We start from the raw sequence: 14,790 nt of genomic DNA, 5'->3' as shown, positions 1-14,790 counted from the left end.
ATAATTATACCCCAATTTTTGACTATTGAAAAGAGCGATTTTTATATTCCAGTCTGATTTTATCCGCTATCAGTGCTATAAATTCTGAATTTGTAGGTTTTCCTTTTCCTGTGCTTACCGTATAGCCAAACAGTGCATCTATCGTATCCATTTTTCCTCTGCTCCAGGCCACCTCAATAGCATGACGAATTGCCCGTTCTACCCGGCTGGAAGTAGTCTGATGTTTCTTTGCAATGGTCGGATACAGGATCTTTGTGATAGAATTTAACATTTCCATATCATTTACTGACAAAATAATCGCATCCCGCAGATACTGATACCCCTTAATATGAGCCGGTACGCCAATCTCATGGATAATATTTGTCACATCTGTCTCCAGGTTTCCCATAGCCACACTGCTTTCCTCCTGTTTTGCCGGCTGTCTGTTGATTTCTCTGTATTTCTTTTCTCCTATACTTCGTACATGCTTAATCCGGTTAAGCAGCATTCGGTTATCAAAAGGCTTCAATACATAATAATCCGCCCCCAGACTGAACGCATCCTCTGTGATCCTTTCTTTTCCCACTGCCGAAACCACAATAAACGCCGGGATTTTCTTCAGATTACTGCTATGTACAAATTGCTCCATAACTGCCAGCCCATCCATCTTCGGCATAATAATATCCAATACTACAACATCCGGTTCTTTCTCCCGTATAATCTTGCAGATTTCTTCACCATTGTGAGCTTTTCCCACCAATTCCAGGTCTTTATCTTCTTCTATGATTTGACCAAGTACTTCCACCATTTTCTCATTATCATCCGCAACTGCCACATTTAATTTTTCCATGAGGCCTGTCTCCTCCCTGCTTAAAAATCCTGTCAATTAGTTTCTTTTTTTTGGCACATCAACTATTATAGTGGAATAAGAAGGGAGAAATCAAGCCGAAACAGGGCAGTACAGGCCATTTTCCATCGAGCTGTTTTGCCTTTTTCATACCGAAATCTTCAGGATTCGATATGATAAGTTTACCTTCGACAGCAATTGTATCATCTATGTCATTTTATAGTTTTCATGTTCCATCATAGTCTCAGCAAAAATCCCATATCCGCTGGTAGAATCCTGTACAAACACATGAGTCACCGCTCCTGCCAGCTTTCCATTCTGTATGACCGGAGATCCGCTCATCCCCTGTACTACTCCTCCTGTTTTCTCCAGCAGCTCTTCGTCTGTTACCTGCAGGATAAAGCTTTTATTGGAATCCTCATGATTCAGATCGATCCGTTTGATCTGTGCTTCATATTCTTTTACCTGTCCATCCACACTGCATCTAATTAGTGCCGGTCCGGTCTCTATCTCCTGCTTGTGAGCTACCGGCATCTTCACCAGACTAAGCTTCTGTGCATCAGACAAATCCATCTGTCCATATATTCCGTTTTTACAGTTTTCCTGTATACTTCCCAGCACATTACTGTTATCATAACGGATCATTCCGGCAAGTTCGCCTGGATTTCCCCTGCTGCCTCTGGATACTGCCAGAATCTGGGCTTTATATAAAGTTCCTTCCTGAATATCCAGAAGTCCTGCTGTATCCACATCACTGATTCCATGTCCCAGAGCTCCGTACTTTCCCTGCTCATCCACATAAGTGAGGGTTCCGATTCCCTGAGTATCATCTCTCACCCAAAGTCCCAGCTTATAAGCGCCCTCGGAATCTTTCACCGGAGTTACAGAAACCGGAAGGATTTCTCCCTCTCTGTTTAACTCCAGCTGTACCTGGGTTCCATCCAGTTCATCCAGATCACGGATCAGTTCCTTTTTATCTTTTATCTGCTCTTCATTCATGGACAAAATATAATCTCCCGGTTTGACAATACCTTTGGAGGGTTCTTTCGTCTCTCCACTCTGAGACTGGATTTCTCCGGTATCCACCACAAGAACGCCCCTGGTTCTGAGATAAATTCCCACTGTGCTGCCACTGACATATACAGCTTTATCATCCACAGGAGTGACCTTTATGCTTTTAAAAGGAATATACCCCAGAATTTTACAGGGAAGGGTATAGCTTCCGTCTGCTGATACCTCTATGGCTTCTTCAAAGCTTACCAGCGGATGATCCAGCAACGCAGATACACTCACAGTTTCTCCCCTGGAAATCTGGAGTTCATCGGGAATCTGTCTGTCCAGGTACCTATATCCCAGCCACGCCATAGTCATCAGATCCAAAGCCAGCCAGCACAGGATAAAAATTTTGTATTTTTTTCTTCTGTTCATCTCTATCCATCCTTTCTTTCGGATTTTGGGTACAAAAAATAAGAGAGAATGCCTTTTCTCAAAGGTTATCCTCTCTTAGTATATGGTTTCCTGATTTATTTCAATCTTGTATTTTTTTGTTTCTGTGCCAATTCTTTCATTTCTTTGGCATTTTCAAAAACTGCCGGTGTAATCTCCGCCCCGCCAAGGAGACGAGCCAGTTCCCGGATGGAATCCTCTTCCTGAAGCACATGGATCTGTGTGATGGTCTCTGTTCCTCTTAAATGCTTTTCAATTTCAAAATGACTGTCTGCCATTGCAGCGATCTGGGGCAGATGGGTAATGCAGATTACCTGATGATTTCTTCCGATCACCGCCATTTTCTCAGATACCTTCTGTGCTGTCCTACCACTGATTCCTGTATCAATCTCATCAAAAATCAAGGTCTCGATCTGGTCTCTGTCTGCCAGAATTGCTTTCAGTGCAAGCATAATTCTGGAAAGCTCACCGCCGGATACGATCTGTCCCAAAGGCTTCAGGCTCTCCCCGGGATTAGTGGAGATTAGATACTGGATATCATCCAGTCCGTTATCTGTATAATTCTTTTTTTTCTGAAAATCAATGGCAAAATTTACATCCAGGAAATTAAGATCCTTCAATCCCTGAATAACTGTCTTTTCCAACTGTTCACTATATTCTTTGCGGATTTTGGATAATTCATTCGAATTCTTCAGTAAAACAGCTTCCAGCTTTTCCAGTCTGTTTTTCTGTTCCTGTAAATTTTCTTCATATCTGTGTAATTTTTCCAGTTTTTCCTTCTGTTGATCTCTGTAAACAAAAATATCCTTTATTTCACGTCCATACTTTGCTTTCAGACCATTGATCAGATCCAGACGTCTTTCTGTCTCATAGAACTCACCTTCATCAAAGGTCAGCTCTTCCAGATATGCAGACAACTCCCTGTTAAAATCATTCAGCAGACCATCCACAGAAGTAAGAGTTTCCTCCAGAGTATTCAATTCAGGATCATACTGTTTCACACGGGCAAGCTCACGCAAAGCTTCCCCCACAGTCTCACCGGCTCCCTCCTTCGCCTCGTAGCCTGTGAGATTATGTACAATCTGAATAGAATCTACAATCTGCTTTCCATTATTCATTTTCCGGTATATATGCTCCAGTTCCTCGTCCTCTCCAGGTCTGAGGTTGGCTTTTTCAATCTCTTTGATTTCAAATTCAAGGAAAGCAAGCTCACGGTTTCTCTGCTCTTCATCCATATCCATGGATTTCAGTTCTACCCTGCATGCACTGTATTGACGGAAAGCCTCCTGAACCTTTTCTTTTACCGGTAAAATTTTTTCTCTTCCATAAGCATCCAGAATAGAAAGCTGCTTATCCTGATATAACAGGGACTGATGCTCATGCTGTCCATGAATATCCAAAAGACAGGCTGCTGCTGCCTTCATCTGACTTACTGTACTTGTCTCACCGTTAATTTTATTGATACTTCTTCCCTCCATAATTTTTCTGGAAAGAAGAACCTGTCCATCCTCCGGATAAATATCAAGTGTTTTCAATGCCTGGGCCACTTTCTCATTCTCTATCTGAAAAAGCAGTTCCACCAGTGCATAGGGCGCATTTTCTCTTATCATGTTCTTTGATGTCTTGGCTCCCAGTATTAGCTGCATGGAACCCAGCAGAATGGATTTTCCGGCACCGGTCTCACCTGTAAGGATATTAAGACCCGGACCAAATTCTACTTCTATTTCTTCTATCAGTGCAAGATTTTTTACGTGGAGATGAGATAACATTTCCTGCCTCCTGTTACTGTTCTCATAACTGTTATCGGTAAAAACCTATTATTACATGTTCAGACGCACAAAGCTTCTCAGCTTCTCTGCCGCACCCAGAGCCATATCAGAATTCTTGGCAGCACACATGATGGTATCATCCCCGGCAATACAGCCAAGAATCTCCGGCCAATGCAGTGCATCCAGCGCTGCTGCTACTCCCATGGCCATTCCTGAAACGGTCTTGATCACAATAATATTCTGCCCTACATCAATAGAAAGCAGAGTGTCTTCCAATACTCTTGTATATTTTGCCCCCAAGCTTCCGGAATCATTATTGATAATGGCATATCTGGATCTTCCATCCTTTCCTGCCACCTTTGTAAGCTTCAGTGCGCGGATATCTCTGGACACCGTAGCCTGTGTAACCTTAAATCCGGCTTCATTCAATCTGGAAGCCAGCTCCTCCTGTGTATCTATCTCATATTGATGAATCAGTTCTATAATTTTTTCATGTCTTGCTACCTTCATGACCTTTCCTCCTTAACTGTCACGCATTTTTCTTCGAAGAACTTCCACAAAGCTTAAATGGTTCAGCTTCAGGATTCTGGTTTTCGCATCAGCCCGCCGTATAATGATACAGTCCCCGGTAACCATGGGGATCGTAGTATCACCGTCAAAAGAAGCCAGTCCTTTTTCACAGTCATTGTGTCTTCCCTTGCCGATTTCTACAGTGATCACATCCTCCGCCGGAAAAATGATACTCCTGGTATTCAGTGTATGAGGTGCAACCGGAGTCATAATGGTCATTTCAGCGCTTGGAGACACAATAGGACCTCCCGCCGAAAGGCTGTAGCCTGTAGAACCTGTAGGAGTAGAAATAATGATGCCATCTGCATTGTAGGAATTCAGATAGACATCATTTACATAGTTTTTAAAACGCACTACTCTCAGATGTCCATCTCTGCCGATCACAATATCATTCAGGGCAATATCCCTGCCTATGAGCTTTTGTCCCCGATAGACAGATCCCTCCAGCATCATTCTCTCTTCAATCTCATAATCTCCAGCCATCAGCTTATCCAGTGCGCTGTACAAAGACTGTTGGTCAACCTCTGCCAGAAATCCCAAATGTCCCAGATTAATACCCAGAAGCGGAATGTCTTTGTGCACCATATCTCTGGCAGCCTGAAGCAGTGTTCCGTCTCCTCCCAGAACAATAATGCATTCTGTATCCTCCGGAATTTTAGAGGGATCCGTATAGTGAAAATTTCCCTCCTGCTTTCTGGATGCCCGCTGCACAGTACAGCTTTTATGAAATTTTTCCAGGTATTCTACAATCCTGCCTGTAAACGCAAATTCCGGATCCTTGTCATTGTTTGTAATAATATAAAACCTGTCCATAATATTCGTTCCTGTTAATTCTTTTCTCCGGATTATTATTTATCCAGCTCCCCATGGGCAGCTGCAACAACTTCCTCCACTGATACCTGCAGACTGTCAGTGATCTCACTGCCCTCCGGATGCTTTTTCAAATGGAGCAGATACTCAATATTGCCCTCCGGTCCTTTGATGGGGGAGAATGAAAGATGACAGGGTTCCATGAAAATACTCATGGCATAGTCCCGTACCTTCTCGATCACTTCTCTGTGAACTGCCGGATCCCGAACAACCCCTTTTTTACCTACTTTCTCACGACCTGCCTCAAACTGAGGTTTGATCAGACACACAATTTCTCCCTCTTCTGTGAGAAGATTTCTCACAGGCAGAAGTACTTTGGTAAGAGAAATAAAAGAAACATCAATGGATGAAAAATCTGCCGGACCTTCCAGATTTTCCGGAAGCACATAGCGGATATTGGTTTTCTCCATACAGACTACCCTTGGATCATTGCGAAGTTTCCAGTCCAACTGTCCATATCCTACATCAATAGAATATACCTTCACAGCCCCGTTCTGGAGCATGCAGTCTGTAAATCCCCCTGTGGACGCTCCCACATCCATGCAGACTTTACCATCCAGAGTCACATCAAAATTCTTCATTGCCTTTTCCAGCTTCAGGCCGCCCCTGCTTACATAGGGAAGTGTATTTCCCCTTACTTCTATTTTTACGGTCTCCGGAAACATTGTTCCTGCCTTGTCTTCCTTCTGACCATCTACATATACATCTCCTGCCATGATATACGCTTTTGCCTTTTCCCTGGAAGGTGCAAGGGCGCGGTCCATCATGAGCATATCCAATCGCTTTTTCATTTTTTCTTCAAAACCTCACTGTTTTCTATGGACTCCCGGATATCTTCCACTCCCAGTCCGATTTTTGTACGCAGGCTTTCCACTTTACCTTGAGGTACAAAGTGATCCCACACAGAAGCAGTAAGTACCCGGCTTTTCGGGTGGCATGCCTCCATATAGGCAGCTACATGCTCTCCATATCCACCGCTTTTTACATTCTCCTCAACAGTCACAAACAGACTGTGGTCTCCTGCAAGACAGTCCAGAAGCTCCACATCCAGCGGCTTTACGAACCTTACATTCACTAATGTAGGATCATATCCGTCTTCTCTCAGCCCCTGACAGACCTTTTCGCAATCCGAAAGCATACTTCCCACTCCCAGCACTGCGATTTCTTTTCCCTTGGCAATGATCTCACTTTTTCCAGTCATCACAGGTGCTCTGTAATCTGTCAATCCCTGATAAGCGCAGCCTCTTGGATAGCGAATTGCCACAGGACCTTCACAGGCTACTGCATATTCCAGCATCTGTTCCAGTTCAGCTGCATTCTTTGGTGCCAGTACCTTCATATTGGGCATCATGGATAAATAAGACAGGTCAAAGCATCCCTGATGAGTTTCTCCGTCAGCCCCTACCAGACCTGCACGGTCTATTGCAAAAATCACATGAAGATTCTGCATACAGACATCATGAAGCATCTGATCTACTGCTCTCTGCAAAAACGAAGAATAAATGGCAACAACAGGGATCATCCCTCCTAATGCCAGTCCTGCTGCAAAAGTTACGGCGTGCTCCTCTGCAATTCCTACGTCAAAAAATCTGTCCGGAAATCTTTTTCCAAATTCTACCAGACCTGTACCATCAGGCATGGCAGCTGTAATTGCTGCCAGCTTTTTATTTTTTTCTCCCAGAGAAACAATCTTTTTCGCAAACACATCCGTGTATGTGAGACTTTTTTTCTTCTCCAGCACACGGCCTGTCTTGATGTCAAAAGGACCTGTGCCGTGAAAACGTGCCGGATGGTTACTGGCCGGTGCATAACCTCTTCCTTTCTTTGTGAGGACATGAACCACCACCGGGCCCTCTACCCGTTTTGCCTCATTAAATAGCTTCATCATCTGACGCATATTGTGACCGTCTACCGGTCCCAGATAAGTAAGGCCCATATTCTCAAAAAGCATACCAGGAATAAAAAGCTGTTTGATACTGCTCTTTGTCTTTCTCATGGTATCGACCACGGCTTCTCCTACCCTGGGAATCTTCTTCAGAGTCTTCGTCACCCCAAGCTTCATCCCTGTATAGGCTTCTGCCGTTCTCAGAGCACTGAGGTAAGTGGACATTCCACCTACATTTCTAGAAATAGACATATTATTATCATTAATAATAATAATAAAATTGGTTTTTAAATCTGCCGCATTGTTTAATGCTTCATAGGCCATACCACCTGTAAGAGCACCGTCACCGATCACAGAAACCACGGTATGCTTTTGTCCCAGGATATCCCTGGCACGCACGTACCCCAGACCTGCAGAAATAGAATTAGAACTGTGACCTGCATCAAAAGAATCACAATCACTCTCATTTCTCTTGGGAAATCCGCTCAAGCCACCTTCCTGCCGGAGATTTATAAATTGTTCTTTTCTTCCTGTAAGGATCTTATGTGTATATGCCTGATGTCCCACATCCCAGATCAGCTTGTCTTCCGGAAAATTCAGTACATTATGCAGTGCAAGGGTCATCTCTACCACACCCAGGTTGGAAGCAAGATGTCCTCCAGTCTTACTTACGGACTGAATTAAAAAATCTCTGATTTCATCTGCCAGGAGCGGAAAATCTGCCAAAGGTATCCTGTGGATATCATTGGGTTTTTTGATTTTTTCCAGAATCATTTGTATCCTTCCTTTATTTTCTGCGATTTACCAGCTTTTCCACCAGTAAATACAGAAATTCATTATTCTTATTCAGGCTTTCCAACAGCTCTACTGCCTCTGCCGAAAGTCCGGCAACCTGTGCTGCCGCCTTTTCTGTTCCAAAAAGTGTTACATAAGTAACCTTATGGTTCTTCTCATCACTGTGAACCGGTTTTCCAAGTTCTTCATCTGTACTGGTCACATCCAGGATATCATCCTGAATCTGAAAGGCCAGTCCGATTCTTTTTGCCGCCTGTTCTATCACCGATACCTGCTCTGCATCAGCACCAGCCAGAATAGCACCAGTCATCATGGAGGCTTCAATCAGTGCAGCGGTTTTATTCTCATAGATATAATCCAGCATATCTTTTTCCAAAGCTTTGCCGTCATTCTCCACATCTACACTCTGACCGCCAAGCATACCGTGGATTCCGGTCTTCTCAGCCATTACCTGCAATGCATCTATCACAGCTTCCTTCTGCTGAAGAGTTTCTGCCATGGCAAATGCCTGCAGCATGGTTTCATAGGCGTAATTCAAAAGTGCTACTCCACTTAAGATACCCATAGCCTCTCCATAAACCTTATGTGTGGTCAGCCTGCCTCTCCGGTAATCATCATTATCCAAAGCCGGAAGATCATCATGGATCAGAGAATGGGTATGGATCATCTCCATTCCTGCCATAAAAGGCTTTACCAGCTTCCCGCTGCCTCCAAACAGCCTGAAAGTTTCCTGCATCAGCATGGGGCGAAGGCGCTTGCCTCCTGCCAGCATACTGTAATTCATAGCCTGAGCCATAGTTCTGGAAAAGCCCTCTTCCGCAGGAAGATACTCCCTGATCACAGCTTCTATTTCTTTGGTTTTTTTAGTCAATTCTTCCTGAAAATTCACTGAATGTCCCATCCTCATTTATCTGCAGCATCTTTTTCTCCACAGTATCCAGTTTCTCACTGCAAAATTTCAAAAGCTCCATCCCCTGTCTGTAAAACCGGAAAGAATCCTCCAGTGAGGTTTCTCTGTCCTCCAGCTTTTCTGCCAGTCCGTCAAGCTCTGTAAAAGCCTCCTCCAAAGTCTTTTCTTCCAGTACCTGATCATTGCTCTTATCCTTGGACATGGATACGCTCCTCCTTTTTGATGCTGTTCACCTTTGCTTCTATAGTTCCATCTGTTACAGATATATAAATGGTATCCCCGTTTTTTACCTGTTTTACACTTGTCAGTGTCCTTTTCTCCTGATCTGCCACATAAGAAAAGCCCTGATTCAGCTTGCGCAGCGGAGATAGTCCGGTAAAACGCTCCACATACAGAGAAAGCCTGTGTCTGTTCTCCTTAAGCTTTCCTTCCATTGCATTCTGCAGACTGCTCTCTGCATCTGCCAGACGCTGTCTCTGCTCTCTCAGCCTGTACTCCGGACTCAGATAGCCAAACTTTGTACTAAAATTTGCCAGTCTGCTCCTGTAAAAATCCAGACGTGTACTCATAGCCCGGTACATTCTCTGTCTGTAAACAGAAAACGACTCTACCACACTTCTGTAATCATTCACTGCCAGCTCAGCCGCAGCCGACGGTGTAGGAGCTCTCAGATCTGCCACAAAATCTGCAATTGTAAAATCTGTCTCATGTCCCACTGCAGAAATAACCGGGGTTCTGCATTCAAAAATTGCTCTTGCCACAATTTCCTCATTGAATGCCCAGAGATCCTCAATAGATCCTCCACCTCTGCCGACAATGATCACATCCACATTTAACCTGTCCAGCATACGGATGCCCTTCACAATGCTCTCTGCCGCATCTGCCCCCTGTACAAGAGCAGGATACAGAATAATCTGAAGATAGGGATTTCTGCGATATGAGATGTTTCTGATATCCTGTACAGCAGCACCTGTAGGCGCTGTCACTACACCCAGACGTCTGATAAACTTTGGAATGGGCTGTTTATACTCTCCGGCAAACATTCCCATTTCCTCAAGTTCCTGTTTTAATGCCAGATATCTCTCATACAAAGCTCCTGCTCCCTCCAGGGTTATCTCCTTTGCATAGAGCTGGTATCGTCCGTCCCTCTCATACACATCAACAGAACCGCCAACGATCACCTTATCCCCATCCTTCATGGAAAAAGCCAGTCCTCTTCTGTGTCCTGCAAACATCACACAGCTCATTGTACCGGTTTCATCCTTCAGGGAAAAATAGATGTGCCCGCTTGTATGATATTTACAATTGGACACCTCTCCTTTTACATATATCTTCTGCAGAAAAAAATCTTGGGTAAACATGTTCTTTACATAACGGTTTACCTGGCCTACAGAATATGCATTTTTCATTCTGTTTTCTCTTCACTTTCGACTTTGACATCTTCTTTAGTATCTTCGTCTTTGGCAATCTTGCCAAGGATACCGTTTACAAAGGAGCCTGATGTGTCACCGCCGAAATTCTTGGCAAGCTCCACAGCCTCATTGATAGCCACCCCTGTAGGCACATTTTTATCAAACTTCAGTTCATATACAGCCAGACGCAGGGCGGTAAGATCCACACGGCTCATTCTTTTTGTTTTCCAGCCCTTACTTGTCTCATTTAAAAGTGCATCAATTTCATCCAGATGCTCCAGTACATGATTATATTTTTCCCGCATATATTCCTGATCTTTTTCAGCCAGTTCCTCCAGGCTGTCAAAATAGAGGGAGAGCTGCTCATTCATCTCTTCCTCTGAATTAAATTCTGTCATGAACAGAAGCTTAAATATATGTTCTCTCTGCTCTCTTCTTCGCATAATTCCTCCTAAACAGACATGCCGCCTGACGGCGACAGTACCATGTATGTAACAGAAAAAAGGAAAGGGTTACTTTCCTTTTTCATTCTCCATATCTACACTGGCAATGTGAATATTTACATCTGCAACTTCAAGCCCTGTCATATTCTCAATGGAAGATTTAACCTTCTCCTGAACCTTTTTACTGGTCTCCAGGATATTCTTTCCATATTCAATATTCAGGTTCAGCTCTACTGTCACAACGCCCTCTAATACGGTAACCTTTACACCCTTGGAAAGATTCTTCATTCCAAGCTTGCTTACCAGTTCATTGGTAATATTCCCTGCCATGGAAGCTACTCCTTCCACCTCTGTAGCAGCAAGTCCTGCTATAATAGCAACCACTTCATCTGCAATCTGGACCTCACCAATGCCGCCTAAATCCTGTATTTTATATGTTATTCTTTTTTCTGCCATTGGAAACCCTCCTACGGAATTCATTGATGCCTCCAAAACATAAAAAGCTGGAGACAATAAACCAATATTTTTATATATTATATCAAATTGAAAAACGATTGAAAAGGGTTATTTGCTGAATTCTGTTAATATTAAGCCCGGGTTTCTGTCTTCTGTCATTCCCACACTCCATGCATTGACAAAAAGCAGGAGTGGATTTCCCTTAAGATCCGTTACTTTCTTCATATCGGAGGTTCCTGTGATCTTCTCCACATTGACCTCTTCTTTATTTGCGATCCAACGGATATGTTCATAGGGAAGGTTTTCCAGACGGATGTCCACATTGTATTCGTTTTCCAGACGATATTTCAGCACATCAAACTGCAGTACACCTACTACACCAACTATGATTTCTTCCATACCTGTATTGAACTCCTGGAAAATCTGGATTGCACCCTCCTGGGCAATCTGGTTGATTCCCTTTACAAACTGCTTTCTCTTCATGGTATCAATCTGACGTACCCTGGCAAAATGCTCCGGTGCAAAGGTAGGAATTCCCTCAAAAGCAAACTTTCTGCCCGGTGCACAGATGGTATCACCAATAGAAAAAATACCCGGGTCAAACACACCGATAATATCCCCTGCATAAGCCTCATCTACCACATGACGGGATTCTGCCATCATCTGCTGAGGCTGAAGAAGACGCATTTTCTTCTCTCCCTGCACATGATATACCTCCTGGGAAGCGTCAAACTTACCGGAGCAGATTCGCATAAATGCAATTCTGTCTCTGTGGGCCTTGTTCATATTTGCCTGAATTTTGAACACAAAGGCTGAAAAATCATCATCCATAGGATCAATCAGACCCTCATCTGATGTTCTTGCCAATGGAGAAGTGGTCATCTGAAGGAAATGCTCCAGAAATGTTTCCACACCAAAGTTAGTCAGAGCAGATCCAAAAAATACAGGAGTAAGCTTACCTTTACTCACAAGCTCCTGATCAAAGTCAGCGCTTGCGCCATCCAGAAGCTCAATCTCATCCAGAAGCTGTGCTTTCTGCTCCGGATCCATCACCTCATCTGAACGGCTGTCATTTAAAGGGATTGCCTGGATCACACCTTCCTTGGTTCCCTTCTGAGTATCAGAGAAAGTAAGGATTTCCTTTGTATTGCGGTCATATACACCTCTGAATTTCTTACCGGAACCGATAGGCCAGTTAACAGGACAGGTTGCAATTCCCAGTTCCTTCTCTATTTCGTCCAGAAGATCAAAGGTATCGTTTGCATCCCTGTCCATTTTGTTGATAAAAGTAAAAATTGGAATATGACGCATCACGCATACCTTAAACAGCTTACGTGTCTGAGCCTCCACACCCTTGGAGCCGTCAATAACCATGACAGCAGAATCCGCAGCCATCAAAGTACGGTAGGTATCCTCAGAGAAATCCTGATGTCCCGGGGTATCCAGAATATTAATACAATATCCATCATAATGGAACTGGAGAACAGAAGAGGTAACGGAAATACCTCTCTCCTTCTCGATCTCCATCCAGTCTGATACTGCATGGCGGGCAGTTGCCTTGCCCTTTACACTTCCGGCAAGATTGATTGCTCCGCCATACAGCAGAAATTTTTCAGTCAATGTAGTTTTACCTGCATCCGGGTGGGAAATAATGGCAAATGTTCTTCTCTTTTCTATTTCGTTGGTATATTTAGACACGTTCGGCCTCCTGAACTCTCTTTCTTCTTAATTATCATTATTTTTTTACAGCATTCCTATTCTAGTATATGCTATAGCGGCCTGTCAAGAGCCAATGTACAACATCATTTTCTAGTCATATATGTCTGTAGAATCAACCACCGAATCTTCATAAGGTGAAGCAGCTGTCTCTTCTGTCTGCTGATCGGTTTCTTCTGTCTGTTCTGCCTCATCTTCTTCTACTTCTTCATCCCCTGCATCCTCTTCACTCTGATTCAGAGGTGTGATCACTATATTTTCCGGTGCGATTCCGGTTTTACGTTTTACAATATCTTCAATCTGTGCTCTCTGTGCCTGAGAAAGTTCTTCTTCCGGCACTACCACATCTGCAGTTTCTCCTGTCAGATTGACGATCACATCTTCAAATCCCTTTGCTTCCAGGAGAAGTTCTGCTGCCGCTTCCTTTTCGGTAATATCTGTCATGGAAACCATAGTCTGAATGGCCTCCTGTTTTTTCTCATCATCAATATCCTTATTATTAATGATATCCTGCAGATCTGCCTTATTCTGGGAACGGGTCTGTTCTCTGCTTATCCTTGCCTGTGCTGCAAAGCTGTCAGTTCCTGTAAGAACTGCTTCTCCCGGGGTACTGGTGTCTTCCGAATCTGTCAGATCATACCCTGCATCCTCCAGAATACTGCTGCTGTCCGTACTGGCCTCCTTATCCTTGACCCCAAGATCCACATCTGCGAAATTCAGATATCCGGCCACTGCGATCAGGATTGCAAGGGAGGTGATGATCACCTGATTTTTTTTGATGACTTTTTTCACATTATTCTCCTCATTTCATTTTTACTATTTTTATTTTATGGGCTTCTACCTGAAATAATGCCATTACTGCCTGCTGAATCTTATATACTGTCACCGGATTTTCTCCTCCCTGGGCAGAAATAAGAACTCCTGTAACCTGTACTCCTCCAGACTCCATAAAGCTTTCCCCACTGTTTCTCTCATCTGTCATCAACATCACCTGCACCTTTCCCACCCCTTCCATATTCTCAAGAATACTCTCCAGTTTTTTCTCCAGCTGATTTTTTTCTTCACTGTCAGAATCTTTTGCGAGAGAAATGGCAGACTTTTGTTGTCCTTCAGCCACAGGCAGGGCTGCCACTGCCAGCAGTAACCCCAGCAGAAGCAGAATGATCCACTGCCCGGGAGTCATATTCTTCAGTCTGGATACTATATTCCCCTTCCCTGAGTCCCCATTTTTCCCTGAGATCATCTGCAATCCTTCCTTTCTGTTCCCCGGTGGTCTCTTTGTCCACTGTGATTACTGCCTTGAATTTCTCTCCTTCTATATTTACTTCCACATCTTGTACTTCTATGCCACAGTTTTTTAAAGATTCCATAATTTTTTTCTGAAGCTCTGCAGCATATCCTTTCCGAAGATATATCATCTGAAGATTTTCCACTTCCCTTTCTTCTCTTTTTTCATTCTCCTGATTGAAATTCATCTGAAAGCTCTCTATAATCTTCCCACTTTTACCCAAAAGCATAAACACCGGTGCACTCATCATAACAATCAGCAACAGCCCCATAAAATGACGCACATATCTGTCATATTTCTTATCCGGTATCAGGTGAAGAACTACTGTCAGCAAAATATAGAAAACTGCCAGATTTTTCACCCACTGATAAACAATTTCTTTCATAATTCCCCCGATTCAACTG

16 protein-coding genes are annotated in these 14,790 nt (G+C 43.6%); all 16 read right to left on the bottom strand.

Annotated features, from left to right (window positions below):
* Positions 1-22 precede the first annotated feature (22 nt).
* The 16 genes from spo0A to ACTNC6_RS04705 all read right to left on the bottom strand — a co-directional run bounded on the left by spo0A (position 23) and on the right by ACTNC6_RS04705 (position 14,771).
* Entirely contained in the window at positions 23-829 is an 807-nt protein-coding gene (spo0A, locus tag ACTNC6_RS04780) for a sporulation transcription factor Spo0A (protein WP_441033004.1), read from the bottom strand.
* 204 nt (positions 830-1,033) lie between these two features.
* On the bottom strand, positions 1,034-2,254 hold the full coding sequence (gene spoIVB, locus ACTNC6_RS04775; RefSeq protein ID WP_441043332.1) for a SpoIVB peptidase: 1,221 nt from the start codon (positions 2,252-2,254) through the stop codon (positions 1,034-1,036).
* A 95-nt stretch (positions 2,255-2,349) separates the two neighbouring features.
* Entirely contained in the window at positions 2,350-4,041 is a 1,692-nt protein-coding gene (gene recN / locus ACTNC6_RS04770) for a DNA repair protein RecN (RefSeq protein WP_441043331.1), read from the bottom strand.
* Positions 4,042-4,092: 51 nt separating this feature from the next.
* A complete protein-coding gene (argR, locus tag ACTNC6_RS04765; protein ID WP_173743216.1) occupies positions 4,093-4,551 on the bottom strand; it encodes an arginine repressor in 459 nt (152 codons plus the stop codon).
* Positions 4,552-4,563: 12 nt separating this feature from the next.
* Positions 4,564-5,424, bottom strand: coding sequence for an NAD(+)/NADH kinase (locus ACTNC6_RS04760; RefSeq protein ID WP_441043330.1), 861 nt, complete (start codon positions 5,422-5,424; stop codon positions 4,564-4,566).
* 35 nt (positions 5,425-5,459) lie between these two features.
* Complete coding sequence (locus ACTNC6_RS04755; RefSeq protein WP_303242022.1) at positions 5,460-6,272, bottom strand: TlyA family RNA methyltransferase; 813 nt, start codon at positions 6,270-6,272, stop codon at positions 5,460-5,462.
* Positions 6,269-8,140 (bottom strand): 1-deoxy-D-xylulose-5-phosphate synthase, encoded by a 1,872-nt coding sequence (dxs, locus tag ACTNC6_RS04750; protein WP_441043329.1) that lies wholly within the window; start codon positions 8,138-8,140, stop codon positions 6,269-6,271. Before dxs ends, ACTNC6_RS04755 begins: the two co-directional genes overlap by 4 nt.
* Positions 8,141-8,153: 13 nt before the next feature.
* Positions 8,154-9,050 carry a polyprenyl synthetase family protein gene (locus ACTNC6_RS04745; protein ID WP_441032988.1) on the bottom strand — a complete coding sequence of 299 codons (897 nt, stop codon included), beginning with the start codon at positions 9,048-9,050 and terminating at the stop codon, positions 8,154-8,156.
* A complete protein-coding gene (gene xseB, locus ACTNC6_RS04740; RefSeq protein WP_173743221.1) occupies positions 9,025-9,273 on the bottom strand; it encodes an exodeoxyribonuclease VII small subunit in 249 nt (82 codons plus the stop codon). Before xseB ends, ACTNC6_RS04745 begins: the two co-directional genes overlap by 26 nt.
* Complete coding sequence (gene xseA / locus ACTNC6_RS04735) at positions 9,260-10,480, bottom strand: exodeoxyribonuclease VII large subunit (RefSeq protein ID WP_441043328.1); 1,221 nt, start codon at positions 10,478-10,480, stop codon at positions 9,260-9,262. The genes xseB and xseA overlap by 14 nt, the downstream gene beginning before the upstream one ends.
* Entirely contained in the window at positions 10,477-10,926 is a 450-nt protein-coding gene (gene nusB / locus ACTNC6_RS04730; RefSeq protein ID WP_441043327.1) for a transcription antitermination factor NusB, read from the bottom strand. The genes xseA and nusB overlap by 4 nt, the downstream gene beginning before the upstream one ends.
* Before the next feature lie 69 nt (positions 10,927-10,995).
* Entirely contained in the window at positions 10,996-11,382 is a 387-nt protein-coding gene (locus tag ACTNC6_RS04725; protein WP_173743224.1) for an Asp23/Gls24 family envelope stress response protein, read from the bottom strand.
* Positions 11,383-11,490: 108 nt separating this feature from the next.
* Positions 11,491-13,080, bottom strand: coding sequence for a peptide chain release factor 3 (locus ACTNC6_RS04720; RefSeq protein WP_441032981.1), 1,590 nt, complete (start codon positions 13,078-13,080; stop codon positions 11,491-11,493).
* A gap of 111 nt (positions 13,081-13,191) precedes the next feature.
* Positions 13,192-13,890: a SpoIIIAH-like family protein gene (locus ACTNC6_RS04715; protein WP_441032979.1), complete on the bottom strand. Its 699-nt coding sequence runs from the start codon at positions 13,888-13,890 to the stop codon at positions 13,192-13,194.
* Positions 13,891-13,900: 10 nt separating this feature from the next.
* A complete protein-coding gene (locus ACTNC6_RS04710) occupies positions 13,901-14,215 on the bottom strand; it encodes a hypothetical protein (protein WP_441032976.1) in 315 nt (104 codons plus the stop codon).
* Complete coding sequence (locus ACTNC6_RS04705) at positions 14,208-14,771, bottom strand: stage III sporulation protein AF (RefSeq protein WP_173743228.1); 564 nt, start codon at positions 14,769-14,771, stop codon at positions 14,208-14,210. The genes ACTNC6_RS04710 and ACTNC6_RS04705 overlap by 8 nt, the downstream gene beginning before the upstream one ends.
* Positions 14,772-14,790 lie beyond the last annotated feature (19 nt).

Origin of the sequence: Blautia sp. HCP3S3_C4 (assembly GCF_052064095.1) — a bacterium.
In the GTDB taxonomy this organism is placed as follows: domain Bacteria; phylum Bacillota; class Clostridia; order Lachnospirales; family Lachnospiraceae; genus Blautia_A.
Note: the sequence above shows the minus strand (reverse complement) of the source record. Positions and strands in the feature narration are given on the sequence as shown.